A 24,568-nucleotide genomic window follows, 5' to 3' on the forward strand; every position below is an offset into this window, starting at 1 on the left:
AGCAGGTACACAGTTGTTTTCAAAAGTGAATGCACGGGCTTTTGATACGGCTTTTATCGGATGGAATAATGATTCTGTGGATCCTCATACAATGGCTTCACGTCTTATTTTCAATCCAGATAATCGGTTTGAGGCTAGAAATACAGCCTATCCTAGTTGGAAGCATGGGTATTTTGATGCCAAGATGAATCAAAAAGTTGAAGAGGCGCTGTTTCAAAAAGATCCGCAAAAACGGGCACAACTCTATGCTGATTTACAACGTGAACTTATGCAAAAAGGGCCTTATGCGTTTATCTTTCAACAATATAGCGTTGTAGCGATGACGCCTGATGTCAAAAAGTGGGTTTGGAATAGTGCACCGCGTATTTTTTATAGTGCAATTGAAAAATAAGTGTGTCTTTTTAATGTTGTCAAAGCTAAAAAGAGCTTAATCATATAAAAAGAGCTTAATCATAATTGCATGATGAAAATATTCTCCCATATAAAAGCTCTTCAGTTTTTTAAGGATGAAATTGTGAGGGATGTTTGTGCAGTAGCAGTATATAATTAAGATCGTTTATAGGGAGCGATGAATATAGAAAGTTATATTGGGGAGGATCTTTGTTTATAGTTATAGATTCTCTGCATCCAGAATATAGACTGATGTATAAGAAAATTATTTTATAGATGCTTAGTTTGATGAAATGAAATTGATGTCTAATGCTATGCTATTTAAAAGATGAAAGAGCAAAATCAAAATCACTTTGTGTGAAAAGGTAGAAGAATACAAAAGGAAGAGATAAAATGGGAAAACAAAGAATATTGAAAAATTTTTCTATTTTATTAAGCTCAATCGTTTTTTTTAATGGGGCTGTAACATCGGCATTCAGTGCTTCATCTAAAGATATATTGGTAATGGCGTGGAATATTGATTCAATTAGTAGTTTTGATCCAGCGCAAACTGTTGAGGTTGTGACGAGTGAGTTATTGACGAATATTTGCAGCGCGTTAGTGCAATATGACGAGCATGATCCTACAAAAATTCGTCCTGCTATGGCAAAATCTTGGGATGTTTTAGATAATGGCAAAAGAATAGTTTTTCATCTTCGTGATGATTTAAAGTTTAATGACGGAAGGACGGCTACAGCGCAAGATCTGGTATGGTCGATGCGACGGATTATTAAATTAGGATTAAGCTATGCTCAATCTTTAATGGATTATGGGTTTACCAAAAACAATGTTGAAACAAATATTCAGGCACTTGATGATAAGACTTTACAATTAAAATTAGATAAACCCTATCCTATTCAGCTCATATTGACTGTTATTGGACAATCTTATGCTTCTGCTTTGCTTGATCGGGAAACAATTGAAGCACAGAGTATTAACGGTGATATGGGGAATAAATATTTAGCAACACATTCAGCTTGTGTTGGACCTTATAAATTGGTGAGCTGGTCTCCAGGAGATAAAGTTGTATTAGAGGCGACACAGCATTATTGGGGCGATGTGCCTAAAATTAAGCAGATTGTTGTGCAGCATGTAGCGGATTCATCAAGTCAAAGACTTCTTTTGGAAAAAGGTGATGTGGATATAGTGCGTGATCTTTCTTCAGAGGATATTTTAGATCTTGAAAAAAAGGGAGGCTCAGTCAAAATTAGTCGTGTTTTGCGTCCGCAGATTATTTACCTATCGTTAAATAATAAGAATGCAATTTTTGCGAATGAAAAGGTCAGACTGGCACTTCGTTATTTGGTTGATTATGAAGGTCTTGGAAACACTGTTTTGAAAGGAATTGCTATTCCTAGGGCAACTTATATGTCTTTAGGTGTTCCAGGTGCTTTAGATGAAAAAGAAGGTTTGCCTTTTCAGTTGGATTTGAAAAAAGCAAAACAACTGATTACTGAAGCTGGTTATCCTAATGGGTTTAAAGCTAATCTTTTAGTTGGAAGCCTTAGTTATATGTCGTCTGTTGCACAGTCTATTCAAGCCAATGCACGCAAAATTGGTGTTGAGCTTACAATTGAAAAAATGGCACAAAATCAATTGTTGAGCCGTGTACGTGGTGGAAATTATGATACTGCACTTATGGGGTGGGGGAGTGCTGATCCTGATGGACATCCTGCTTCATTAAATCACGTGTTTAACCCTGATCCAACATTTACAAAAAAGCACAATATGTATTTAGCTTGGCGCGCTGGGTATTATGATGAAAATATTAATAACATGGTGATGGATGCTTTGTTTGAGCAAGACCCCAATAAGCGCATTGTGCAATATCGTACTTTACAGCATTATGTGTTAGAGCATGGTCCTATGGTTTATTTATTTCAGACATATTATACCGTTGGTATGGGACCTGATGTCAAAAAATGGATTTGGAACAGTTATAGACTTTATTACAATGAAGCAGAAAAATAAAAGAAGCATGTTATAGAGAAGGATTGTAGAACATGCTTCATAAGAGGTTGTTTCGTTATATAAAAAGAGGTGTTTGCTTTATGTTTTGTCGCTACAGAGGGGATTTTTATAATGGTTTTGCCACTTTCAGAGACTGAAAGAGCTGTATCAGAAAAGCAGAAAAAATTATTTTTATGGGATTTTTTATGCAAAGGATTGAAACTTCTTATTTCAGTTTTTATCACATTGCTTGGGTTGGTGACGATCACTTTTTTTCTTGGTCATCTTCTTCCTCTAGATCCGGTTCTGTCTATTCTTGGTGATAATATCAGTCAGGAAGCTTATGATGCAATGTATTATAAGCTGGGTCTTGATAAGCCGTTGATTGTCCAATATTGGAAGTATCTTCATAATGTATTTTTGTTTGACTTTGGAGATGCTTTAACTTCTGGGCGACCTGTTCTAGCCGATATTATGCGTGTATTTCCTGCAACATTAGAGCTTGCAACCGTTGCTATTGTTATTGGCACAACTCTTGGAATTCCATTTGGTGTTTTTGCAGCAATGTATCGCGATTCATTTATTGATTATGTTGTCCGTGTTTTTACACTTGTAAGTTATTCTACTCCAACGTTTTGGCTCGGATTAATGGCGTTGTTAATATTTTACGCCAAGCTTGGCTGGGTTGGTGGCCCAGGACGTATTGATTTTCTTTATGAATATTCTTTTGAACCAAAAACAGGATTTTTCCTTTGGGATACGGCAAGCCAAGGACAATGGGAGGCTTTTGGTAATGTTTTTAGTCACGTTATTATGCCTGCTTTGATCTTGGCTTTCGGTGCTATGGCTTATATTAGCCGTATGACTCGTGGGTTTATGATTGAGCAGCTTAATCAGGAATATATCATTACTGCACGTGTAAAGGGATTATCGTGGGCGCGAACCGTTTGGGGGCATGCCTTTCGAAATGCTGCTGTTCAAATTATTACTGTTGTTGCGCTTTCTTATGCTTTTTTATTAGAAGGGGCTGTTTTAACGGAGACAGTTTTTGCTTGGCCTGGTTTTGGACATTATTTGACAAATGCTCTTTTAGCCGGAGATATGAATGCAGTTGTAGGATGTACTTTACTTGTAGGATTTATCTTTGTCGCCATTAATTTATTTTCTGATTTGCTTTATCGCATTTTTGATCCAAGGACACGTTGAATATGACAGTAAGTAATCATCATAAATCGCAATCATCATCTTCTTTGGGTAGTTGGTTAAACGATCCTGTTCCAAACTCCATAATTCAAGCGAACATACAAAGAATTTATCACGCACTGGCTAAGTTTTTTCATAACTTTTCGGCTGTATTCGGTCTGCTTATTATTTGTATTATTATTATATGTGCATTTTTTGCTCCTTGGATTGCTACGCATGATTTTCTTAGCAATGATCTAGGGCATCGGTTGCAGCCACCCTCTATGGCGCATTATTTTGGAACAGATGAATTGGGACGTGACATTTTTAGTCGCCTTGTTTTTGGTTCCCGTATTACTCTTTATGTTGTTTTTCTTACAACAGTTATTGTAGGTCCAATAGGGCTTATTGTAGGAACTGTATCTGGTTATATGGGCGGATGGGTTGATACTGTGCTCATGCGTATTGTCGATATTTTTCTTGCTTTTCCAGGTTTGATTTTAGCTCTTGCATTTTCAGCCGCATTGGGACCGGGGATTGAAAATGCTTCTATTGCAATTTCAATTGCAGCATGGCCGCCAATTGCACGTTTAGCACGTGCTGAGACTTTGACAATACGTTCTTCTGATTATGTTTCTGTAGTTCGTTTGCAAGGGGCCTCTGCTTGGCGAATTATTTTGTTTCATGTTGCGCCCATGTGTATTCCTTCAGTGATTGTACGATTAACTTTGGATATGTCTGGAATTATTTTAACGGCTGCTGGTCTTGGTTTTTTAGGGTTGGGAGCTCAACTTCCAAGTCCTGAATGGGGTGCGATGCTTTCTTCAGGGCGGGAATTTATGATGACAAATTGGTGGTTGGCGGCAATACCAGGCTGTGCAATATTATTTGCAAGTCTTGCTTTCAACCTTTTAGGTGATGGTCTTCGTGATGTATTGGATCCACGCAATGGGTAATAAATTATTAGAAGTAGAAGATTTACGTATTTCTTTTCCTACAACGCGCGGCATTTCAGAAGTTGTGCGTGGCGTTAGTTTTTCTGTTGGAAAAGAAAAAATTGGAATTGTTGGTGAATCCGGATCTGGAAAATCGATGACTGGGCGCGCAATACTAAGGTTAAGTCCAAAAGCAGCCATTGTTAAAGCTAAAAAAATGCGCTTTGAGGATGTTGATTTATTGGCCGCAAGTGAACCTCAGATGCGAAAAATCCGTGGGAAACGTATTTCAATGATTTTACAGGACCCCAAATATTCACTTAATCCATTAATACGGATCGGGGAACAGATTATGGAGGCTTACCGTATTCATTATCGTGTTTCAAAAGCTGAAGCGCGGGAGCGCACCATATCTATGTTAGAATCTGTTCATATTCGTGATCCTGAACATGTGATGCGTCTCTTTCCTCATGAAATATCTGGGGGGATGGGGCAGCGTGTGATGATTGCAATGATGCTCATTCCAAAACCTGATTTAATTATTGCCGATGAACCAACATCTGCGCTTGATATTACGGTCAGACGGCAAGTTTTATCCGTATTAGATGAACTTGTTACAAAGTCTGGAACGGGACTTATTTTCATTAGTCATGATTTAAATATGATTGCTGATTTTTGTGATCGTATTTTAGTGATGTATGCGGGCCGTGTGCTAGAAGAGTTGCCTGCTTCTGATTTGTCTCACGCTTGTCATCCTTATACAAAGGCGTTGCTCGCGAGTTTGCCACGGCTTGATAATCCAGTTGATATTTTGGCTGTACCTGAGCGTGATCCTGATTGGTTGTATAATCCTACGATTGTTAATGGTGTTGAGGAGGTTCCTCATGACAAATTGTGAGAATATTATTGATGTTTCTAATTTATCTGTAACTTTTGGTCATAGGCATAAGGCAGTAACAGTTGTTAAAAATGTTAATTTTCATATTAAGCGTGGTGAAGCTTATGGTTTGATTGGTGAATCCGGATGTGGAAAGTCAACTATTTTGAATACATTGGTGGGGCTTATTCCAGATTATAGTGGAAAGTTTCTTTTTGCTGGACAAGAAGTTGAAAAGAAAAGAAGTAAGGATTTTTTACGCTGTATTCAAATGGTTTTTCAAGATCCTTATGCTTCGCTGCATCCAAGAAAAATGGTCCATACGGTTCTTTCTGAATCGCTCAAAATCCATGGGATGGATAATCAAAGAGAGCGGGTAGAGGATGCTTTAGATTCCGTTGGTTTAGATTCTTCATTTCTTTATCGTTATCCTCATGAGTTGTCTGGAGGGCAGCGTCAGCGTATTGCTCTTGCACGTGCTTTAATTATTGAGCCAGAGGTGTTATTGCTTGATGAGCCAACATCTGCATTGGATGTGTCGGTACAGGCTGAAATTTTAAACTTGTTGAAATCATTGCGCGTGAGAAAAAAGCTTACTTATTTAATGGTATCCCATGATCTTGCTGTTGTTGCACATATTTGTGAACGTGTTGGAATTATGCATAAAGGGATTATTCTTGAAGAGCTTAGCAATGATGAATTGCGTAATCTACGTGCGCAACACGATTATACAAAGGAGTTTTTTGAAGCAAGTATAGAGCCTATTGTCCATAGAGAGCAAAGAGCATGATCCATTTTACAGAAGAGAAAATGCAATTTTATTTGTTTTGAAGTTTCTGGTGATGTTTGGCGGTATTGTTAAGAGGGAAGGGCATAATAGGATTTTTCCAGTATGAATTTGCTGGGCAGTGTTTGAGCTATAATATTTTAAATCCTACTAGAACTCCCATTTTGAAATATACGAGTGACTTATAACATACATCCCTTTGTTTAATATTGTTACATTATTTTTACTTATCATTTTATGTTCAAAAGTTTTATTTTGGCATTTAAAGCATTAAATTTGTGAGAAATAACAAAAGATAGTAATACTGTATTTTCTAGAAAATCTTCACATTATTTTTCAATATTATTTTGTTTTTGGTTGTTCTCTTTTTACAGTTTTATTCTTTATAAAAAGAATTTTTTGTAAAAAACATTCAATGGTCAATGACAGTCTTCAAATATTTCGCTGTTCTCTATTTAAAAAAGCGCTTAAAAACAGCTTATAATAAGCCAAAAAGGCAGCAATATGCTGCCTTTTTGTTAAATTGAATGGGCTGTTTTTTACAGTCGTTATTTAAAACTGATAGCGTATTCTTCCTGAAAAGCTTGCACCACTTATACCAGTTTTTGAAGCTTTTGTTGATAGCTGACATCACCATGAAGGGAGAGGTTAGCGGACAATTGTGGCCCACCTTCAACGAAACTTCCCGAGGGGCACGTTTATAATTCTTATCGATATGGAGTGTCTGATCATCACCAAAGGTTTTGATCAAGTTTACTTTTCCATAGAAAGACATAGGACGGCTGTTTTCAGTGGCAATGGTTTTTTTCAAACGTCCACCAACACGGATTATCCATTGAGAAGGATTTTGCATGTCAATGGTCAGATTATCAGCATCTTTAATGGTATCAAACATCAAATGTTGATAGGCAAGTTGTGCCTGCGGTTCGAATGCTACGCCTTGGATACCCGTTGCAAATTGTTTGCCAACAGTTGTGGAGATCGCCAACATTTTTGCATTTTTCAATTTTGCGGTTGTACTAATGAGGGCATTGTGATCTTTCCCTTTAGGAAGCCATAGGATAACAGCGTATCAAGATAGAAACCACTGTCACGCTATTTACTGCCTTAGGCGGTGAGTTGAAATGACCATTTATTCAATATGCTCTTACTTGCTGTCTTGCATATTCTTTGGAGTGAAGGAGAGTTGCCCGTAGGTTCCGAAAAGACCAAAATGTATTGTAGATATTTTTCCTTTCTGCGCGACAAGGTTAACAGCTCCTTGTAGAGCAGCATAGCGAAGATGAGCACTGCTATAACCATATTTACTAGGAGCACTACTTATCAGAAAATAAGCTTCCTGTTTTCCATAGACGTATAAGAAGAAGCCATTCCGTTTGTCTTATTCTTTCCTTAAGACATCTGTTTTTTCAACTAACACACCAGAAGAACTGTGAAAAGAATCCGATAGTTTATATTTATTGGTGTAAACTCTGATGCGTATATCCATATTTTATCTCACAGCCAGAAAAAAAATCCCGTATCATATTTAACTGAAATGTATTCTCGTACTTTTTTCTATTTTCAAAATTAACTAAAATGAACTCGGGAGTAGCGATACATATTAGAGCTAACACTTCTGCCAAATCGAATCTCTCCGATAAAGTAATCGTCACACTATATGGTACGCTATCTTTTTTCATACACTCTATGTTATGCACCCACTTTTGTTTATATTTTTTACTGTCTAGATTTCTTATCTCTGAAATAACATCTGTGCCTATTTGTATCCCTAAAAAGAACGGATTACTCTTTAATAGCTTCAAATATGGTTGAATATAGATGTGCCCCCCTGTTGCAATCCGAAAATATTTTTTACAAATGAGACACATACAAGTATATTTATGAAGTAAATCATAATCGAGCTCAAAAGGCTCTCCACCAGAAAGAATAATAAAATCAGATTTTATGTCATTTATTGTATATAAAGATTCAGGCAACGCATCATCTCTCACCATACATTCCATCGAATACGGACAATGATTGCAGCCCGCACTGCAATTTTTATTACAAATTACAATATTATCGCCCATGAAATTTCTTATTCAAGTTCATATAATCCAATACTAATTGTTTCATGAAAATATTTTGGTATAGACAAAGATCAGAAATTTTTTTAGCCACAAACGCTTTTATCATTGGTAAAGCTTCATCCTTTGATATAGACAGCAAATGAGAAATATAGTCTATCCGTTCTTCTAAATTGAGAGATAATCTTGGACTGGTGAAAAATGTTAAGATATCCAATTCCGGACTGGCTTCTTGACATAAATCCCAATCCACTACCATAAAAGAACTATCAGGAGTAACAATGATATTATCAGGATGTAAATCTCCATGTGATAAGATTATATTCTTGCTTAATCGATCTTGAAAGATCTTATTGATTTGATCAATAATCGCCTTTTGATGTAGCAAATCCATTTGGCTCAATACAGTACCCCGGATAAACTCCCATTCGACTACTTCATCGCAAAGTGTTATCAAATTTGGTGCAGGATAGAGACTTTGTCGAAAAGAGCCATCCTTGATGTTTTCATTAATGCACGATGCTTCCGGATAAATTTGCCCATAGCAAAACTCTTGATGCTTGCGTTTCAAGAAATGTTGTTTTGACGATTGTGCATTTTCAGGCTGTAACCAAATGATTTCTTGTTTTCTGACAAAAATAATTAAAGCAGACACCCCAAAAATCACAGCCATAATCACTGCCAACCACAAATTAGCTTGCCAGAATGTTGAAAAAACATGACCGTATAAAAAACTGAATGCAAAGGATACAACAGCTGTAATAATGGCTGTGAATGATAAAACAGTCGCGATAGCTTTGGGATCAATCAGTGAATTTATAAGAAGAGACGACAGATAAGATCGATAAGCAGATTTAAAAACACATAGCAGTAAAAATCCTAATATAAGAGCCGCAATGATTTGAAATGACATGAGAAAAAAAGCAATGGTTACCATACAACCAATCATTAAGACGGGGAAAATAGGATTTTGAAACTTTGAAAAATACTTCTGAAACAATATATTGGAACTTGCTGAAAAAAAATTCCCAATGATAAAAATAATCGAAACCAAAATAGCAGGTTGAAATGGCAAAAAATCAGAAAATGCGATAGAAACAGTTCGATTATTAACCAAAATAGCAAAAGCTGAAACTGCACTTAAAAAAATAAGAGTGAAGCGATAAGGATTTTTGACTTCTTTACGGCTGGCGCACATAACTGTGAAAATATTCGGATGAGCGTTGATATGAAAACTATCTAATCCCTTCGTCAGTTTTGAAAACATAAAAATAGCAAAAATTAATGAAAGGACTTGAAAAATCACAGGCAATGCAGGATGCACATAATAAAGTATTCCTCCTAAAAAAATAAGTACCGTTGTCACACTATAGGTAACAGCAGCCACTTCGGACTTAACGGAAAACAGTGTGCGATGCTTTGGTACTACAGAAAAGAGTAAACTATCTTCCGCACCTGAGAAACAAGCGGCTGCTAATGTGATACACAACAAATAAGTGGCGTAAGCAAAATATGCATAATTCATAAAAAGAGCTAAAAAACCGCAAAGAAAGAAAAACAGCCCAGTATAAATAATGCGTTTACTTCCATAAACATCTGATAATAAACCCAAGGGGACTTCTAAGATCAAAGGAAGCAATAAAAAATAACTACCGATTAAAACAATATCCGCTTGTGACAAATGCAATTTTTCCGACAAAAAAAGTGGTAAAACAGCAACCACTAGAGCAGTAGACTTGCTAACACTATAAATCTTAAATTGCTTAACCTTATCCACAAAACACCTTCCCACGACATCCGCTACATGCGCCAGATTCTTTCAAAGATTTTAAAACGCTCTGAGCAGACCAATCTATTGCCTCATAATTTTGTAGATTCCAAAAAGCTTCTGAATAAAAGCAATTTTTTAAATCTCCATTATAGTCCAATACCAAGGATGAAAATGGAAATAAACACATTAACGGCGACGAAACGTACATAGAATTTTCGCCTAAGTAATAATTAATACAATTTACAAAATTTTGTGACGTCCATGAGATTTTCCTTTCTTGGAACTTTTTATCTATATAAATCTGGAGGGGGGATTCTTTCCTTGATAATTCATCTCTCAAATGAAAAAGTGAAGTGTTTGGCGGAAGAGTTTTGTTTCTTAAAGCCTTAGATCGATCCTTTGTATTATTTTTTCTAGAAAAACTAAATGACGACGTATCGAGCGGGCTGAAGCCGATATAATCGACATCTTTGCTTATACAAAAATCGATAAAATTAATAATATTTTCTAGAATCTCTTTGGTAACTGTCGCTCTTATTCCTATACTTTGCAGAGGTTGAAGATTCTTAACGGTTTCAATGTTTTTCCACAAGCGATCAAATTTATTCGCCCCCGTATATCATAATATCCTTGGACACTAGTCGAATCCATAGAAATAACAATACTTTATTCAGGAATCTCTCATCTTTAAAAAATATATGAAGAATCAATAACTGAATAGGAATGTAAAGCTATATGGTGGGCGATGAGAGACTCGAACTCCCGACATCCTCGGTGTAAACGAGGCGCTCTACCAGCTGAGCTAATCGCCCAATGCAATGATCAGCAATTGAATGGAGACTCTTTAAGGAAAAATTTTTCTAAACGCAAGAATAAAGATGGTATTTGATAATTTTTTTTAAAAATGCATAATCCTTCTTGACATAAACGCGTGAACCCCTTACACGACCGCTTGTACCAAATTAAATTGGTTCGAAAAAAAATGCGCGGGTGTAGCTCAGTTGGTTAGAGTGCTGGCCTGTCACGCCGGAGGTCGCGGGTTCGAGCCCCGTCACTCGCGCCATTTCTTGATTCCTTATGAAATTTCCTTTTTTTAAGTATCCATATGCTATAAGTGAGGTGGTGGAGTATTTGATTGGGGGATAAATATGTTTTTTCTTTCTTTTTATATGGTTTATAAGAATAGGGCTTGCGTCTTTCTTTGCTCTGCGTTACCTATGCCGATAAGAAAAGTATCGCTCTGTATGCCTTTGAAGCAGTATGAATAGAGTTAATAGAGCGATTGTTAAATTTGTCTGTTTAGTCTCGCAATATTGAATCATTGTGTTAAACTCAGGCATTTCGTTACGATGGAAGAGGGTTATGGCTTATTTATTGAGCTCTTACTTACCAGTCTTGATTTTCATTATTGTGTCAGCGGTTATTGCTGGAGTTTTGTTGATTACACCTTACATTGTAGCATATCGTTCCCCCGATCCTGAAAAGTTATCGGCTTATGAATGTGGGTTTAATTCATTTAGTGATGCACGCATGAAGTTTGATATTCGTTTCTATTTGGTATCAATTTTATTTATTATTTTTGATCTTGAAGTTGCTTTTCTTTTTCCTTGGGCTGTTTCATTCGAATCAATAGGTATGTTTGGCTTTTGGTCGATGATTGTGTTTTTAGCGATTTTGACTATTGGATTTATATATGAATGGAAAAAAGGAGCCCTTGAATGGAATTAAAATCTAATAATTCAACGATTACAGCTCCAAAACCAAAAGGAATCATTGATCCAAATACTGGTGGGCTGATAGGATCTGATGATAAGTTTTTTCGTGATATCAATGCTGAATTATCAGATAAGGGTTTTTTAGTTACCTCGGCAGATGCTTTGATTACTTGGGCACGTACCGGTTCTTTAATGTGGATGAGTTTTGGTTTGGCTTGTTGTGCTATCGAAATGATGCAATGCTCAATGCCTCATTATGATAATGAGCGTTTTGGATATGCACCACGAGCTTCACCCCGCCAGTCCGATGTGATGGTGGTTGCTGGTACGCTCACAAATAAGATGGCGCCTGCTTTAAGGAAGGTTTATGATCAGATGCCTGAGCCACGTTATGTGATTTCTATGGGGTCATGTGCAAACGGTGGGGGATATTATCATTATTCCTATTCAGTAGTGCGGGGATGTGATCGTATCGTGCCTGTCGATATATATGTTCCAGGGTGTCCACCTACAGCAGAGGCATTATTATACGGCATATTGTTGTTACAGAAAAAAATCCGTCGTACCGGATCCATAGAGCGATAGAGAGTTTTCTTGTCATGGTGGATGAAACATTGGTTGAACTTGCTGCTTATTTGGAAAACAAGTTAAAAAATAAGCTTGAAGAGACTGTTCTTGCTTTTGGTGAATTGACCATTGTGGCACGTCTTGATGCAATTATCGATGTCTTAATGTTTGTTCGAGATGATTCTCGCTGTCAATTTATTAATCTTACAGACATTAGTGGTGTGGATTATCCTTCTCGCGATAAGCGCTTTGATGTTTCTTACCAATTGTTATCTCCTCGTGAGAATTTACGCTTACGTGTAAAGGTTCGTACTGATGAAAATACTCCTGTTGCTTCAGCTTGTACGGTTTATCCTGGTGCAGAGTGGTATGAACGAGAAACGTATGATATGTATGGGATTTTATTTTCAGGACATCCGGATTTGAGACGGATTTTAACAGATTATGGGTTTGAAGGATATCCTTTACGCAAAGACTTTCCTGTGACAGGATTTGTTGAATGCCGTTATGATAATGAAGCAAAGAGGGTGATTTATGAGCCTGTTGTTTTGCGCCAAGAGATGCGTAATTTTGATTTTCTGTCTCCTTGGGAAGGAGGACAGTATACTTTGCCACGTGATGGAAAAGCAGATGAAAAAAAATAATATTGGTTTTGATAAGGCATTATATTAGAGTACTGTATTTCTTAAATAATTAAATATTTTTTAGCGTGATAGATTTTTTTGATATTTGATATGAAGTTTTTTAAAAAGCAAGGGGTTGATTGTGGCTGAGGTCAATGTTCGAAACTTTAATATCAATTTTGGTCCGCAGCATCCTGCCGCGCATGGGGTTTTGCGCATGGTTCTGGAGTTGGACGGTGAAGTTGTTGAGCGTGTAGATCCACATATTGGGTTGTTGCATCGCGGTACTGAAAAATTAATGGAAACAAAGACTTATCTTCAAGCGGGTCCTTATCTGGATCGTTTGGATTATGTTGCTCCTATGAATCAGGAACATGCCTTTGTTCTTGCTATTGAAAAGTTATTAGATATTAAAGTTCCTAAAAGAGGGCAATTAATACGTGTTTTGTTTTCTGAAATTGGGCGTATTCTTAATCATTTGCTTAATGTAACGACACAGGCAATGGATGTTGGCGCTTTAACACCACCGCTTTGGGGGTTTGAGCAACGTGAAAGGTTGATGATTTTTTATGAGCGTGCCTGCGGTGCTCGTCTTCATGCAAATTATTTTCGTCCCGGTGGCGTGCATCAAGATTTACCAGAATCTTTAGTTGAAGATATTGGTGATTTTATTGATCCATTTCTTGTTTCTCTCGGAAAACTTGATGCGCTTGTGACCCCAAATCGGATTTTTAAGCAGCGTAATGTGGATATTGGCGTTGTAAGTATTGATGAAGCTTGGGCACGCGGTTTTTCTGGGGTTATGATTCGTGGAGCTGGTGTTCCGTGGGATTTGCGTAAAAGTCAGCCTTATGAATGTTACGATGAAATGGAATTCGATATTCCTGTAGGTAAAAATAGCGATTGTTATGATCGCTATCTTATTCGTATGGAAGAAATGCGTCAATCAGCGAAAATCATGCGCCAATGTGTGGAGCGTTTACTGAGTACTGAAAAAAATGGACCGGTTTCGAGCTTGGATCGCAAAATCGTACCACCGACGCGGAGTGAAATGAAAAGCTCGATGGAAGCACTGATTCATCACTTTAAACTCTATACGGAAGGTTTTCATACACCTCCTGGAGAAGTATATGTTGCTGTGGAAGCTCCGAAGGGTGAGTTTGGTGTTTATCTTGTTTCTGATGGGACCAATAAGCCTTATCGTGTCAAGTTGCGTGCTCCTGGGTTTGCTCATCTCCAAGCTATGGATTTTTTAACCAGAGGTCATATGTTGGCAGATGCTACAGCTATTTTGGGTTCGATTGATATTGTTTTTGGGGAGGTTGATCGCTAATGTCCGTACGCCGTCTTGCAGATGATGTTTATCAGCCGGCTGAGTTTTCTTTTACAAAAGAAAATCAGATATGGGTACAAAATACCATAAAAAAATATCCTGTAGGGCGTCAGCAGTCTGCTGTAATTCCATTATTAATGCGCGCTCAAGAGCAAGATGGTTGGGTGACACGTGCTGCGATTGAGCATATTGCTCAGATTCTTTCCATGGCTTATATCCGTGTCTTAGAAGTTGCTACTTTTTATACTCAGTTTCAGCTTAAGCCTGTTGGAACAAAAGCGCATATTCAAGTTTGTGGTACAACGCCTTGTATGTTACGTGGTTCTGATGAATTGATTAAAGTTTGTCAGAAAAAAATTCATCATGAACCTTTTGCGACCAATCAGGATGGAACCTTATCATGGGAAGAGGTAGAGTGTCTTGGTGCTTGTGTTAATGCTCCGATGGTTATGATTTTTAAAGATACTTATGAAGATCTTACAGCTGAACGCCTTGAAGAAATTATTGATGCATTTGAAGCAGGTGAAAGTTCTGAGATAGCGGTTGGTCCACAAAATAGTCGTAAATCGTCGGAACCGATTAGTGGTTTAACTTCTCTTATTGATGATGAGAAAGAAAAAAAGATCTCTCAAGTCTTCACCAAAAAAGGATAAGGAAAGAATGGGAACATAATTAAGTATTTTTCTTGAAAAAATATTTTATTATTCTACCCATGATGGCAACATTTAACGAAAAGTAAGAAGTCTTGAAAAGATATTTAAAAATTGCATTTGAGGAAAAGCGGAAAATGCTATGGGTAATAGAAAAAAGGTGAGGTATGCTAGCTGATAAAGATCGTATCTTCACCAATATTTATGGCTTAAAAGACAAATCATTAAAGTCTGCGATGTTGCGTGGGCATTGGAATGGTCTGAAAGAGATGATTGACAAAGGTCGTGATTGGATCATTGACGAAGTGAAGGCATCGGGTTTACGCGGTCGTGGTGGTGCTGGTTTTCCTACTGGAATGAAGTGGTCCTTTATGCCAAAGCAGAATGATGGGCGTCCTCATTATTTGGTTGTCAATGCCGATGAATCTGAACCTGGAACTTGTAAAGACCGTGATATTTTACGTCATGACCCCCATACTTTGATTGAAGGATGTGTAATCGCTACTTTTGCTATGGGAGCCAATGTTGCTTTTATTTATATTCGTGGTGAATATATTCGTGAACGTGAAGCGCTTCAAGCTGCCGTTGATGAGTGCTATGATGCGGGGTTACTTGGCAAAAAAACGAAATATGGGCATGCTTGTGATATTGTTATTCATCATGGAGCTGGTGCTTATATTTGTGGTGAAGAAACGGCTCTTCTTGAAAGTCTTGAAGGAAAAAAGGGGCAACCTCGGCTTAAGCCACCATTTCCTGCCAATATGGGGGTTTATGGCTGTCCAACAACAGTAAATAATGTAGAGTCTATTGCCGTTGTTCCAACGATTTTGCGGCGGGGTGCTTCGTGGTTTTCATCAATTGGACGAGCAAATAATGTTGGAACAAAATTATTTATGGTTTCAGGGCATGTTAATGCACCTTGTACATTTGAAGACGCTCTTGGTGTTTCATTCCGTGAATTAATTGAAAAACATACGGGTGGTGTTCGTGGTGGATGGAATAATCTTTTAGCGGTTATTCCAGGGGGGGCTTCTTGTCCAGTCGTTCGTGGTGAGGATATGATCGATGCGATCATGGATTTTGATGGGATGAGAGATGTCGGGTCTTCTTTTGGCACAGGGGGAATGATTGTTATGGATAAATCAACCGATATTATCAAGGCAATTTGGCGTATAGCTGCTTTTTTCAAGCACGAGAGTTGTGGTCAGTGTACACCGTGTCGTGAGGGGACGGGGTGGATGATGCGTCTTTTAGGGCGTATGGTTGAAGGAAGAGCGCAAAAACGCGAGATTGATCTTTTGTTTGAAGTGTCTAAACAGGTTGAAGGACACACTATTTGTGCGCTTGGTGATGCTGCCGCATGGCCTGTACAGGGGTTGATACGTAATTTTCGTCCGGAAATCGAGCGTAGAATTGATGAATACACGCGAAATGTAGTCCAAAGCAAAAATATTGCTTTAGAAGCGGTTTAATAACGGATTTTGTTCTAAGAGCAACCGAATGCAAATTTTAAGTGGGTTATCCGCAGGTTGGATGGGTGATGATAAATATCAAAGTTGATGGCAAAGAGATTGAAGTTCCTGATTACTACACGTTGCTTCAGGCTGCTGAGGCGGCGGGTGTTGAAGTGCCACGTTTTTGTTTTCATGAATCTTTATCAATTGCTGGAAATTGTCGTATGTGTTTAGTTGAGGTTAAGGGTGGTCCTCCAAAACCTCAGGCTTCTTGTGCTATGGGGGTTCGTGATTTACGAGTAGGGCCTAACGGTGAAGCACCTGAAATTTTTACCAATACGGCGATGGTAAAAAAAGCACGTGAAGGTGTTATGGAATTTCTTCTCATTAATCATCCTTTGGATTGTCCAGTGTGTGATCAAGGGGGAGAGTGTGATCTTCAAGATCAAGCAATGCTTTATGGACGAGATTGTTCTCGTTATACAGAAAATAAACGTGCTGTAGAAGATAAATATATTGGACCTCTTGTCAAAACTGTTATGACACGATGTATTCATTGTACACGGTGTGTTCGTTTTACAACGGAAGTTGCAGGTATTTCTGAGCTTGGTTTGATCGGTCGTGGTGAAGATGCTGAAATTACGACGTATCTTGAAAAAGCTATGACATCTGAATTACAGGGAAATGTTATTGATCTTTGTCCAGTGGGAGCTTTAACTTCAAAACCTTATGCGTTTCATGCCCGTCCGTGGGAATTGGTAAAAACGGAATCGATTGATGTGATGGATGCGCTTGGTAGTGCTATCCGTATTGATAGCCGCGGCCGTGAAGTTATGCGGATTATGCCGCGTACGAATGAAGATGTAAATGAGGAATGGATCTCTGATAAAACGCGTTTTATTTGGGATGGATTACGGACTCAGCGGCTTGATAAGCCATATGTACGCAAAGATGGAAAGCTTCAACCTGTCAGTTGGACAGAAGCTTTTGCAAAAATTAAAATGGTGATCTCTAAAATTTTTCCAGAAAAAATTGGAGCCATTGCTGGAGATCTTGCTTCTGTTGAAGAAATGTATGCCCTTAAAACATTATTGAGCTCTTTGGGCTCAACGCTTTTTGATTGTCGTCAAAGAGGGGGGGCTTTATCGCCAGAGTTTGGACGCTCGAGTTATATTTTTAATCCTACAATTGTAGGTATTGAACAGGCTGATGCACTGCTTATTGTGGGATCTAATCCACGTCATGAAGCAGCTGTTTTAAATGCGCGTATTTTAAAGCGCCAACGGATGGGCAATTTTCCTATTGCATTAATTGGAGAGAAAATCGATTTACGTTATCCTTATTCTTACCTTGGATCTGGGAGTGATACATTAACGACACTTATTCGTGGAGAGGATGTTTTTTTTAATGTCTTAAAAGAAGCGAAGAGGCCCCTTATTCTTATCGGAGAGGGGGCTGTTTCAGGAAATGAAGGTTTATCTGTTTTAAAAAGTCTTGCTAAATTAGCTGATAATATTGGTGCTCTTAGTGAGACATGGAATGGGTTTGGGGTTCTTCATAATGCAGCATCGATTGTTGGAGGGTTAGACATAGGCTTTACTTCTAAGCTTGGGGTTGCAAATATACTTAAAACCTGTGAAGTTCTATTTTTGCTTGGTGCTGATGAAGTAGAATTAGCCAATACAAAAGCTTTTACAGTTTATATTGGGAGCCATGGTGATAATGGTGCACATGCTGCTGATGTTATTTTGCCTGCATCTGCTTACACTGAAAAATCAGGGCTTTATGTGAATACAGAAGGACGTGTTCAAATGACAAATCGGGCTGGTTTTGCTCCAGGTGAAGCAAAAGAAGATTGGGCTATTTTGCGTGCTTTATCGGATATTTTAGGACAAAAACTCCCTTTTGATTCTCTTCCTCAATTAAGGCAATGCTTGTTTAATGATTATCCACACCTTTGTGCTGTTGATGATATAGTGCCTTCTGATATAAGTGGTCTTAAGGCGCTTGGTTCAAAAATGGTTTCTCTCGAGAGTCAAACATTTACTTCTATGGTTAAAGACTTTTATTTAACAAATCCGATAGCACGTGCTTCTGCTGTTATGGCTAAATGTTCATCTCTTGCAAAAAATCGTTCTACGCAAACTGTACTGTAAAGTAAGGGCAAAGGAAAAAGAATAATGATGTATGATTTCTTTATGACTTGGCTGTTGCCATTACTCATTATAATCGGAAAAACACTTCTTCTTTTGGTCGTTCTTTTGGTCTTAGTTGCTTACCTTCTTTACGCAGATAGAAAAATTTGGGCTGCGGTACAATTGCGTCGTGGACCAAACGTTGTTGGTCCATGGGGATTGTTACAGTCTTTTGCAGATTTAATTAAATTTGTTGTGAAAGAACCTATTATCCCAGCAGGTGCAAATAAGGGGGTTTTTCTTTTGGCTCCTTTTGTTTCAGCGACACTTGCTTTATCAACTTGGGCTGTTATTCCTGTCAATGAGGGTTGGGAGGTTGCGAAGATTAATGTTGGCTTGCTTTATATTTTAGCCATTTCATCTCTTGAAGTTTATGGTGTTATTATGGGGGGATGGGCATCAAATTCAAAATATCCTTTCTTAGGAGCTCTTCGTTCGGCGGCACAAATGGTTTCTTATGAAGTTTCCATTGGTTTTGTGCTTGTGACCGTTATTTTAGTGAGTGGTTCGTTGGATCTTACAACAATTGTTCTTAAACAAAGTCATGGTTTTGGTACAACTCTTGGTCTTCCTTTTAACAGTTTTCTCGATTGGAATTGGTTGGTCCTTTTTCCAATGTTTATTATATTTTTTATTTCTGCGCTTGCAGAGACAAACCGTCCTCCATTCGATTTGGTGGAAGCAGAATCTGAACTTGTTGCTGGTCATATGGTAGAATATTCTTCAACGCCTTACATGCTCTTCTTTTTAGGTGAATATGTTGCGATTGTTTTAATGTGCGCATTAACAACCATTCTATTTTTAGGCGGTTGGCTGCCTCCTTTAGATGTTTGGTGGCTTAATTGGGTTCCTGGTATCATTTGGTTTGTTTTAAAAGTCTGTTTTGTATTTTTTTGGTTTGCTATGGTTAAAGCATTTGTTCCACGTTATCGCTATGATCAGCTCATGCGGCTTGGTTGGAAGGTTTTTCTTCCTCTCTCACTAGCAATGGTTGTGATAACTGCTGCTTTTTTAAAGTTTACGGATTTCGTTTAAGAGGAGATTTTACGATGTCAGGTTTCATTCAGGCGGCAAAGTCACTTCTTCTATTGGAATTTGTGAGTGCTTTTTTCTTAGCTATGCGCCAATTTTTTTCACCAAAGCCCACGATTAATTATCCTTATGAAAAAGGTTTTGTATCTCAGCGTTTTCGCGGTGAGCATGCATTGCGTCGCTATCCAAATGGTGAAGAACGGTGTATTGCTTGTAAATTATGTGAAGCGATTTGTCCTGCTCAAGCGATTACAATTGAAGCTGGGCCACGGCGCAATGATGGTACACGTAGAACTGTCCGTTATGATATCGATATGGTTAAATGTATTTACTGTGGTTTTTGTCAAGAAGCTTGTCCGGTTGAGGCTATTGTCGAAGGTCCAAATTTTGAGTTTGCGACGGAAACACGTGAAGAACTTTATTATGATAAAGAAAAGCTTTTATTGAATGGAGATCGCTGGGAGCGAGAAATTGCTCGAAATATATTGATGGATGCGCCTTATCGTTAAGTGTATCGTTAAATGAGGTGTCGGATATTTTTCCGATAAATTGTAATCTGGTATGAAGTTTATACCAATTGTTTGAATAATTAAGGAGAAGCCTATGCTAACAGATCTAGCGGCGGCATTTTTCTATTTGTTTGCTTTTATTATGCTAACAAGTGCAGTTATTGTTATTACAGCACGCAATCCAGTGCATTCTGTTTTGTTTTTAATCCTCGCATTTTTTAATGCAGCAGCTTTGTTTTTACTTGCAGGGGCAGAGTTTTTAGGGCTTATTCTGCTTGTTGTGTATGTTGGAGCTGTCGCTGTTTTATTTTTATTTGTCGTTATGATGCTTGACGTTGATTTTGCTGAGTTAAAGAGTGGAACTCTTCGGTATGCTCCTATTGGAGCTCTTATTGGTGTTATTATCGCTGTAGAATTGATTGTTGTTTTTATGAGTAGCTATTTTTCTCCAATCTTGAGAACGCATGTTACGCAACCAATGCCAGATTTAGCCCAGCGAACAAATACACAAGCATTAGGTGATATTCTCTATACGGATTATGTTTTCTATTTTCAAATTGCTGGAATGATTTTATTGGTTGCAATGATTGGAGCTATTGTTCTAACACTTCGTCATAAATTAGGAGTAAAGCGGCAATCTATTGCGGAGCAAGTTTCTAGAACGGTAGAAAGTGCTATTGAAATCAAACAAGTTGAATCAGGCAAAGGTATATAAGGGGGCTATGTAGATGTATATTGATATTACACATTATCTCACTGTTTCTGCTTTGATGTTTACAATTGGTATTGCTGGAATTTTTCTCAACAGAAAAAACGTGATTATTATCTTGATGTCCATTGAGCTTATATTGCTTTCAGTTAATCTCAATTTTGTTGCATTTTCAGCATTTCTTCATGATCTCGTTGGTCAGGTATTTGCTTTATTTGTCTTAACCGTAGCAGCTGCTGAAGCTGCCATTGGTTTAGCAATTCTGGTCGTTTTTTTCCGTAATCGTGGTTCCATTGCGGTTGAAGATGTTAATGTAATGAAAGGCTAACCAGTGATGTATTATACGATTGTCTTTCTTCCGCTTTTGGGTTTTTTAATTGCTGCACTAGGTGGAAAAACGATAGGAGATCGTGCGAGTGAATTGATAACATGTAGCTTTATGGTTGTTGTTGCCATATTATCGTGGATAGCATTTTTCAGTACTGCACTTGGTCATATTCCAGCGATTGATGTATCGGTATTACATTGGATGACTGTTGGTGACTTAAGCTTTAATTGGGCTTTACATGTTGATGCATTAACAGCTGTCATGCTTATTGTTGTAAACAGTGTTTCGGCATTGGTGCATATTTATTCAATTGGTTATATGCATCATGATCCTTCAAGGTCTCGTTTTTTTTCTTATCTTTCTTTATTTACATTTATGATGCTTATGTTGGTCACATCCAATAATTTGATTCAGATGTTTTTTGGATGGGAAGGTGTCGGACTTGCTTCTTATTTACTCATCGGTTTTTGGTTTCAGCGCGATTCTGCTAATAAGGCCGCAATGAAAGCTTTTGTAGTTAACCGTGTTGGAGACTTTGGTTTTCTCTTAGGAATCTTTAGTATTTTTGTTTTGTTCCAATCGGTTGATTTTGCCTCTATTTTTGCAAAAGCTGCCGACAAGAGCTTTATACAAAATGTGACATTTTTAGATTGGCAATTTGATGGGCAGACGGCAATTACCATTACATGTCTTTTATTATTTATTGGTGCGATGGGAAAATCCGCACAATTTCTTTTACATACTTGGCTGCCTGATGCAATGGAAGGACCAACCCCTGTATCAGCGCTTATTCATGCTGCTACAATGGTAACGGCTGGTGTTTTTATGGTTGCGCGTATGTCGCCAATTTTTGAACTTTCTTCGACTGCTTTGACCGTGATTATTATTGTTGGTGCAACAACAGCGTTTTTTGCAGCAACTGTGGGGTTGGTGCAGAATGATATTAAGCGTGTTATTGCTTATTCTACATGCTCTCAACTTGGTTATATGTTTGTGGCATTAGGTGTTGGAGCTTATGGCGCTGCTGTCTTTCATCTTTTTACGCATGCTTTTTTTAAAGCCTTATTGTTTCTTGGTGCAGGTTCTGTGATTCATGCTGTATCTGATGAACAAGATATGCGAAAAATGGGTGGGTTACGCAAACATATAAAGGTCACCTATTGGATGATGATGGTCGGGACCATTGCCTTGACCGGTGTTGGAATTCCAGGAACACTTTTCGGGACTGCAGGTTTTTTCTCAAAAGATGCGATTATAGAGTCTGCTTTTGCATCTCATAATATTGCTTCAGGATATGCTTTTTATCTTCTTGTTTTTGCTGCCTTTTTAACAAGTTTCTATTCATGGCGGCTTATCTTTATGACATTCCATGGTAAACCACGGGCAACAGTTGATGTGATGCATCATGTTCATGAATCGCCTCCAGTTATGTTGATTCCACTCTTTCTTTTATCTATTGGAGCAATATTTTCTGGTGTCGTTTTCCAACCTTACTTTTTTGGTGAGTTGTATAATGCTTTTTGGAAGGGAGCATTATTTACAAGCAGCCATAATCACATTCTTCATGATGCCCACCATGTCTTTAATTGGGTAAAATGGTCGCCATTTATAGCGATGCTTCTTGGGTTTATCTTAGCTTATTTATTTTATGTTTCTATTCCATCTCTTCCTAAGAAAATGGTTCGTATTATGCCAAGAACATATAACTTTCTTTACCAAAAATGGTATTTCGATCAATTATATAACTTTTTGTTTGTTCGTCCTACCTTTAGAATTGGTTCTTTTCTTTGGAAAGTGGGAGACGGTAAGATTATTGATGGTCTAGGTCCTAATGGTATTGCAGCGCGTGTTGTTGATATTACAAATAGAGTTGTTCGAATGCAAACAGGCTATCTTTACCACTATGCATTTGCAATGCTTATCGGCGTTGCATTGCTCATTACATGGATGATGATCGGGGGCGTAAACTAATGACCGATTGGCCTATTCTTTCTACGGTTACATTTTTGCCGCTTGTTGGTGTGCTTCTGATTTTGTTTATCAAAGATGATAGTGAAGTAGCACGCCATAATATACGTAATGTCGCATTTTTTACGACTCTATTTGTTTTTATTATTTCTTTAATTATTTGGATAGGATTTGATTCTAGCAACCAAAATTTTCAAATGGTTGAAAAATCCAGTTGGTTAGGGGGGGGTATTAGCTATCATATGGGGGTTGATGGTATTTCTATTCTTTTTGTTGTTCTCTCGGCTTTTCTTTTGCCTTTCTGTATTTTAGCAAGTTGGGAGAATGTTAAAGAGAGATTAAAGGCTTATATGATTGCGTTTCTTCTTCTAGAAGTTGCGATTATTGGCGTTTTTTGTGCTCTTGATGCAATGCTATTCTATGTTTTTTTTGAAGGCAGCCTTATTCCAATGTTTATCATTATAGGTGTATGGGGAGGAGCACGTCGTGTTTATGCAAGTATAAAGTTTTTCTTATATACTTTACTTGGTTCAGTGCTTATGCTGGTTGCTCTTATGGTTATGTATTGGGAGGCTGGGACACTTGATATACCAACTTTACTCAATTATCAGTTTCCTGCTCATATGCAAATATGGCTATGGCTTGCATTTTTTGCTTCTTTCGCAGTTAAAATGCCAATGTGGCCAGTTCATACATGGCTCCCTGATGCTCACGTAGAAGCACCGACAGCGGGTTCCGTTATTTTAGCTGGTGTCTTACTCAAATTAGGTGGGTATGGTTTTCTTCGTTTTTCTTTGCCTATGTTTCCTATCGCTTCAGCAGATTTTGCGCCTTTTGTTTTCACATTATCGCTTATCGCTATTATTTATACATCACTGGTTGCACTTGTTCAAAGTGACATCAAAAAACTTATTGCTTATTCTTCAATAGCGCATATGGGGTATGTGACAATGGGTATTTTTGCTGCAAATGAACAGGGGATACAAGGGGCTATTTATCAGATGCTATCCCATGGAATTGTTTCAGCAGCATTGTTTCTTTGTGTTGGGGTTATCTATGATCGCTTGCATACACGTGAAATTTCAGCGTTTGGTGGTTTAGTGAATAATATGCCTAAATATGCTGTTGTTTTCTTAATTTTCACTATGGCAAATGTTGGTTTGCCTGGAAGCTCAGGATTTTTGGGTGAGTTTTTAACCTTAATAGGTGTTTTTCAAGTAAATAAATTGGTTGTTGTTTTAGCAACAACAGGTGTTATCTTATCGGCAGCCTATGCCCTTTATCTTTATCGGCGTGTGGTTTTTGGTTCCTTGGATAAAGAGAATTTAAAAGTATTAATAGATCTTTCTTTAAGAGAAAAATTCCTCCTTTATCCAATGGTTATTCTTACAATATTCTTTGGTATCTATCCAACGCCTATTCTTAAGGCAACGGCGTTTTCCGTAGAAACCCTCATCAATAAACTGCACTAGATAAGGGAAGAAT

Annotated in this window: 19 protein-coding genes, 2 tRNA genes and 3 pseudogenes; 20 read left to right on the forward strand and 4 right to left on the reverse strand. The window is 37.8% G+C overall.

Annotated elements, in window-relative coordinates; all coding sequences use genetic code 11:
• The 6 genes and pseudogenes from ACFIK0_RS03115 to ACFIK0_RS03140 all read left to right on the forward strand — a co-directional run.
• Positions 1-391: pseudogene (locus tag ACFIK0_RS03115) on the forward strand (ABC transporter substrate-binding protein); the annotation flags it as partial.
• Positions 392-783: 392 nt separating this feature from the next.
• Positions 784-2,400, forward strand: coding sequence for an ABC transporter substrate-binding protein (locus ACFIK0_RS03120; RefSeq protein ID WP_375663191.1), 1,617 nt, complete (start codon positions 784-786; stop codon positions 2,398-2,400).
• Between the two features lie 111 nt (positions 2,401-2,511).
• Positions 2,512-3,585: an ABC transporter permease gene (locus ACFIK0_RS03125; RefSeq protein ID WP_375631682.1), complete on the forward strand. Its 1,074-nt coding sequence runs from the start codon at positions 2,512-2,514 to the stop codon at positions 3,583-3,585.
• 2 nt (positions 3,586-3,587) lie between these two features.
• Complete coding sequence (locus tag ACFIK0_RS03130) at positions 3,588-4,517, forward strand: ABC transporter permease (protein WP_273790732.1); 930 nt, start codon at positions 3,588-3,590, stop codon at positions 4,515-4,517.
• Positions 4,510-5,394 carry an ABC transporter ATP-binding protein gene (locus ACFIK0_RS03135; protein WP_273790733.1) on the forward strand — a complete coding sequence of 295 codons (885 nt, stop codon included), beginning with the start codon at positions 4,510-4,512 and terminating at the stop codon, positions 5,392-5,394. Before ACFIK0_RS03130 ends, ACFIK0_RS03135 begins: the two co-directional genes overlap by 8 nt.
• Complete coding sequence (locus tag ACFIK0_RS03140) at positions 5,381-6,163, forward strand: ABC transporter ATP-binding protein (RefSeq protein ID WP_375631680.1); 783 nt, start codon at positions 5,381-5,383, stop codon at positions 6,161-6,163. The genes ACFIK0_RS03135 and ACFIK0_RS03140 overlap by 14 nt, the downstream gene beginning before the upstream one ends.
• A gap of 549 nt (positions 6,164-6,712) precedes the next feature.
• Here ACFIK0_RS03140 and ACFIK0_RS03145 read toward each other — a convergent pair.
• The 4 genes and pseudogenes from ACFIK0_RS03145 to ACFIK0_RS03160 form a co-directional block, all read right to left on the reverse strand.
• Positions 6,713-7,541, reverse strand: a pseudogene (locus ACFIK0_RS03145) (autotransporter domain-containing protein); the annotation flags it as partial.
• Positions 7,542-7,617: 76 nt separating this feature from the next.
• The gene (locus ACFIK0_RS03150) at positions 7,618-8,232 is read right to left on the reverse strand and encodes a hypothetical protein (protein WP_375643701.1); all 615 of its coding nucleotides are present in this window, start codon (positions 8,230-8,232) and stop codon (positions 7,618-7,620) included.
• Positions 8,222-10,006, reverse strand: coding sequence for an MFS transporter (locus ACFIK0_RS03155; protein ID WP_375663477.1), 1,785 nt, complete (start codon positions 10,004-10,006; stop codon positions 8,222-8,224). Before ACFIK0_RS03155 ends, ACFIK0_RS03150 begins: the two co-directional genes overlap by 11 nt.
• A 730-nt stretch (positions 10,007-10,736) precedes the next feature.
• Positions 10,737-10,812, reverse strand: a tRNA-Val gene (locus ACFIK0_RS03160).
• Positions 10,813-10,986: 174 nt separating this feature from the next.
• Between ACFIK0_RS03160 and ACFIK0_RS03165 the strand changes: the two genes are divergently transcribed.
• From ACFIK0_RS03165 to ACFIK0_RS03230, 14 genes and pseudogenes are all read left to right on the forward strand, one after another.
• Positions 10,987-11,063 (forward strand) — tRNA-Asp (locus ACFIK0_RS03165).
• Positions 11,064-11,362: 299 nt separating this feature from the next.
• Positions 11,363-11,728 (forward strand): NADH-quinone oxidoreductase subunit A, encoded by a 366-nt coding sequence (locus ACFIK0_RS03170; RefSeq protein WP_005773599.1) that lies wholly within the window; start codon positions 11,363-11,365, stop codon positions 11,726-11,728.
• On the forward strand, positions 11,719-12,300 hold the full coding sequence (locus tag ACFIK0_RS03175) for a NuoB/complex I 20 kDa subunit family protein (protein ID WP_375663478.1): 582 nt from the start codon (positions 11,719-11,721) through the stop codon (positions 12,298-12,300). The genes ACFIK0_RS03170 and ACFIK0_RS03175 overlap by 10 nt, the downstream gene beginning before the upstream one ends.
• Positions 12,301-12,314: 14 nt before the next feature.
• Positions 12,315-12,926 carry an NADH-quinone oxidoreductase subunit C gene (locus ACFIK0_RS03180; protein ID WP_273791281.1) on the forward strand — a complete coding sequence of 204 codons (612 nt, stop codon included), beginning with the start codon at positions 12,315-12,317 and terminating at the stop codon, positions 12,924-12,926.
• A gap of 121 nt (positions 12,927-13,047) precedes the next feature.
• On the forward strand, positions 13,048-14,238 hold the full coding sequence (locus tag ACFIK0_RS03185; RefSeq protein WP_375654461.1) for an NADH-quinone oxidoreductase subunit D: 1,191 nt from the start codon (positions 13,048-13,050) through the stop codon (positions 14,236-14,238).
• A pseudogene (nuoE, locus tag ACFIK0_RS03190) lies at positions 14,238-14,910 on the forward strand (NADH-quinone oxidoreductase subunit NuoE). The gene ACFIK0_RS03185 and the pseudogene nuoE overlap by 1 nt, the downstream one beginning before the upstream one ends.
• A gap of 145 nt (positions 14,911-15,055) precedes the next feature.
• Positions 15,056-16,360 (forward strand): NADH-quinone oxidoreductase subunit NuoF, encoded by a 1,305-nt coding sequence (gene nuoF / locus ACFIK0_RS03195; protein WP_375663479.1) that lies wholly within the window; start codon positions 15,056-15,058, stop codon positions 16,358-16,360.
• Between the two features lie 68 nt (positions 16,361-16,428).
• A complete protein-coding gene (gene nuoG, locus ACFIK0_RS03200; RefSeq protein ID WP_375663480.1) occupies positions 16,429-18,498 on the forward strand; it encodes an NADH-quinone oxidoreductase subunit NuoG in 2,070 nt (689 codons plus the stop codon).
• 27 nt (positions 18,499-18,525) lie between these two features.
• Positions 18,526-19,572, forward strand: coding sequence for an NADH-quinone oxidoreductase subunit NuoH (gene nuoH, locus ACFIK0_RS03205; protein ID WP_375637643.1), 1,047 nt, complete (start codon positions 18,526-18,528; stop codon positions 19,570-19,572).
• A gap of 14 nt (positions 19,573-19,586) precedes the next feature.
• A complete protein-coding gene (gene nuoI, locus ACFIK0_RS03210; protein WP_273723184.1) occupies positions 19,587-20,078 on the forward strand; it encodes an NADH-quinone oxidoreductase subunit NuoI in 492 nt (163 codons plus the stop codon).
• Positions 20,079-20,172: 94 nt separating this feature from the next.
• The gene (locus tag ACFIK0_RS03215; RefSeq protein ID WP_273791276.1) at positions 20,173-20,793 is read left to right on the forward strand and encodes an NADH-quinone oxidoreductase subunit J; all 621 of its coding nucleotides are present in this window, start codon (positions 20,173-20,175) and stop codon (positions 20,791-20,793) included.
• A 13-nt stretch (positions 20,794-20,806) separates the two neighbouring features.
• Positions 20,807-21,115, forward strand: a complete 309-nt coding sequence (gene nuoK, locus ACFIK0_RS03220) for an NADH-quinone oxidoreductase subunit NuoK (RefSeq protein ID WP_273791275.1) — start codon at positions 20,807-20,809, stop codon at positions 21,113-21,115.
• A 6-nt stretch (positions 21,116-21,121) separates the two neighbouring features.
• Entirely contained in the window at positions 21,122-23,086 is a 1,965-nt protein-coding gene (gene nuoL / locus ACFIK0_RS03225; RefSeq protein WP_375631157.1) for an NADH-quinone oxidoreductase subunit L, read from the forward strand.
• The gene (locus tag ACFIK0_RS03230; RefSeq protein WP_273791287.1) at positions 23,086-24,555 is read left to right on the forward strand and encodes an NADH-quinone oxidoreductase subunit M; all 1,470 of its coding nucleotides are present in this window, start codon (positions 23,086-23,088) and stop codon (positions 24,553-24,555) included. The genes nuoL and ACFIK0_RS03230 overlap by 1 nt, the downstream gene beginning before the upstream one ends.
• The last annotated feature ends 13 nt before the right edge of the window (positions 24,556-24,568 follow it).

This window comes from Bartonella sp. CL63NXGY (genome assembly GCF_042194905.1).
Lineage (GTDB): Bacteria > Pseudomonadota > Alphaproteobacteria > Rhizobiales > Rhizobiaceae > Bartonella.

Excerpts from the sequence above, each read along its gene's own strand:
- nuoI (WP_273723184.1), top strand. The coding sequence starts at position 19,587 with ATGTCAGGTTTCATTCAGGCGGCAAAGTCACTTCTTCTATTGGAATTT.
- nuoL (WP_375631157.1), top strand. The coding sequence starts at position 21,122 with ATGTATTATACGATTGTCTTTCTTCCGCTTTTGGGTTTTTTAATTGCT.
- nuoH (WP_375637643.1), top strand. The coding sequence starts at position 18,526 with ATGTATGATTTCTTTATGACTTGGCTGTTGCCATTACTCATTATAATC.
- ACFIK0_RS03130 (WP_273790732.1), top strand. The coding sequence starts at position 3,588 with ATGACAGTAAGTAATCATCATAAATCGCAATCATCATCTTCTTTGGGT.
- nuoK (WP_273791275.1), top strand. The coding sequence starts at position 20,807 with ATGTATATTGATATTACACATTATCTCACTGTTTCTGCTTTGATGTTT.
- ACFIK0_RS03120 (WP_375663191.1), top strand. The coding sequence starts at position 784 with ATGGGAAAACAAAGAATATTGAAAAATTTTTCTATTTTATTAAGCTCA.
- nuoG (WP_375663480.1), top strand. The coding sequence starts at position 16,429 with ATGATAAATATCAAAGTTGATGGCAAAGAGATTGAAGTTCCTGATTAC.
- ACFIK0_RS03175 (WP_375663478.1), top strand. The coding sequence starts at position 11,719 with ATGGAATTAAAATCTAATAATTCAACGATTACAGCTCCAAAACCAAAA.
- ACFIK0_RS03230 (WP_273791287.1), top strand. The coding sequence starts at position 23,086 with ATGACCGATTGGCCTATTCTTTCTACGGTTACATTTTTGCCGCTTGTT.
- ACFIK0_RS03180 (WP_273791281.1), top strand. The coding sequence starts at position 12,315 with ATGGTGGATGAAACATTGGTTGAACTTGCTGCTTATTTGGAAAACAAG.
- ACFIK0_RS03150 (WP_375643701.1), bottom strand. The coding sequence starts at position 8,232 with ATGGGCGATAATATTGTAATTTGTAATAAAAATTGCAGTGCGGGCTGC.
- ACFIK0_RS03125 (WP_375631682.1), top strand. The coding sequence starts at position 2,512 with ATGGTTTTGCCACTTTCAGAGACTGAAAGAGCTGTATCAGAAAAGCAG.
- ACFIK0_RS03135 (WP_273790733.1), top strand. The coding sequence starts at position 4,510 with ATGGGTAATAAATTATTAGAAGTAGAAGATTTACGTATTTCTTTTCCT.
- ACFIK0_RS03170 (WP_005773599.1), top strand. The coding sequence starts at position 11,363 with ATGGCTTATTTATTGAGCTCTTACTTACCAGTCTTGATTTTCATTATT.
- ACFIK0_RS03215 (WP_273791276.1), top strand. The coding sequence starts at position 20,173 with ATGCTAACAGATCTAGCGGCGGCATTTTTCTATTTGTTTGCTTTTATT.
- ACFIK0_RS03140 (WP_375631680.1), top strand. The coding sequence starts at position 5,381 with ATGACAAATTGTGAGAATATTATTGATGTTTCTAATTTATCTGTAACT.
- nuoF (WP_375663479.1), top strand. The coding sequence starts at position 15,056 with ATGCTAGCTGATAAAGATCGTATCTTCACCAATATTTATGGCTTAAAA.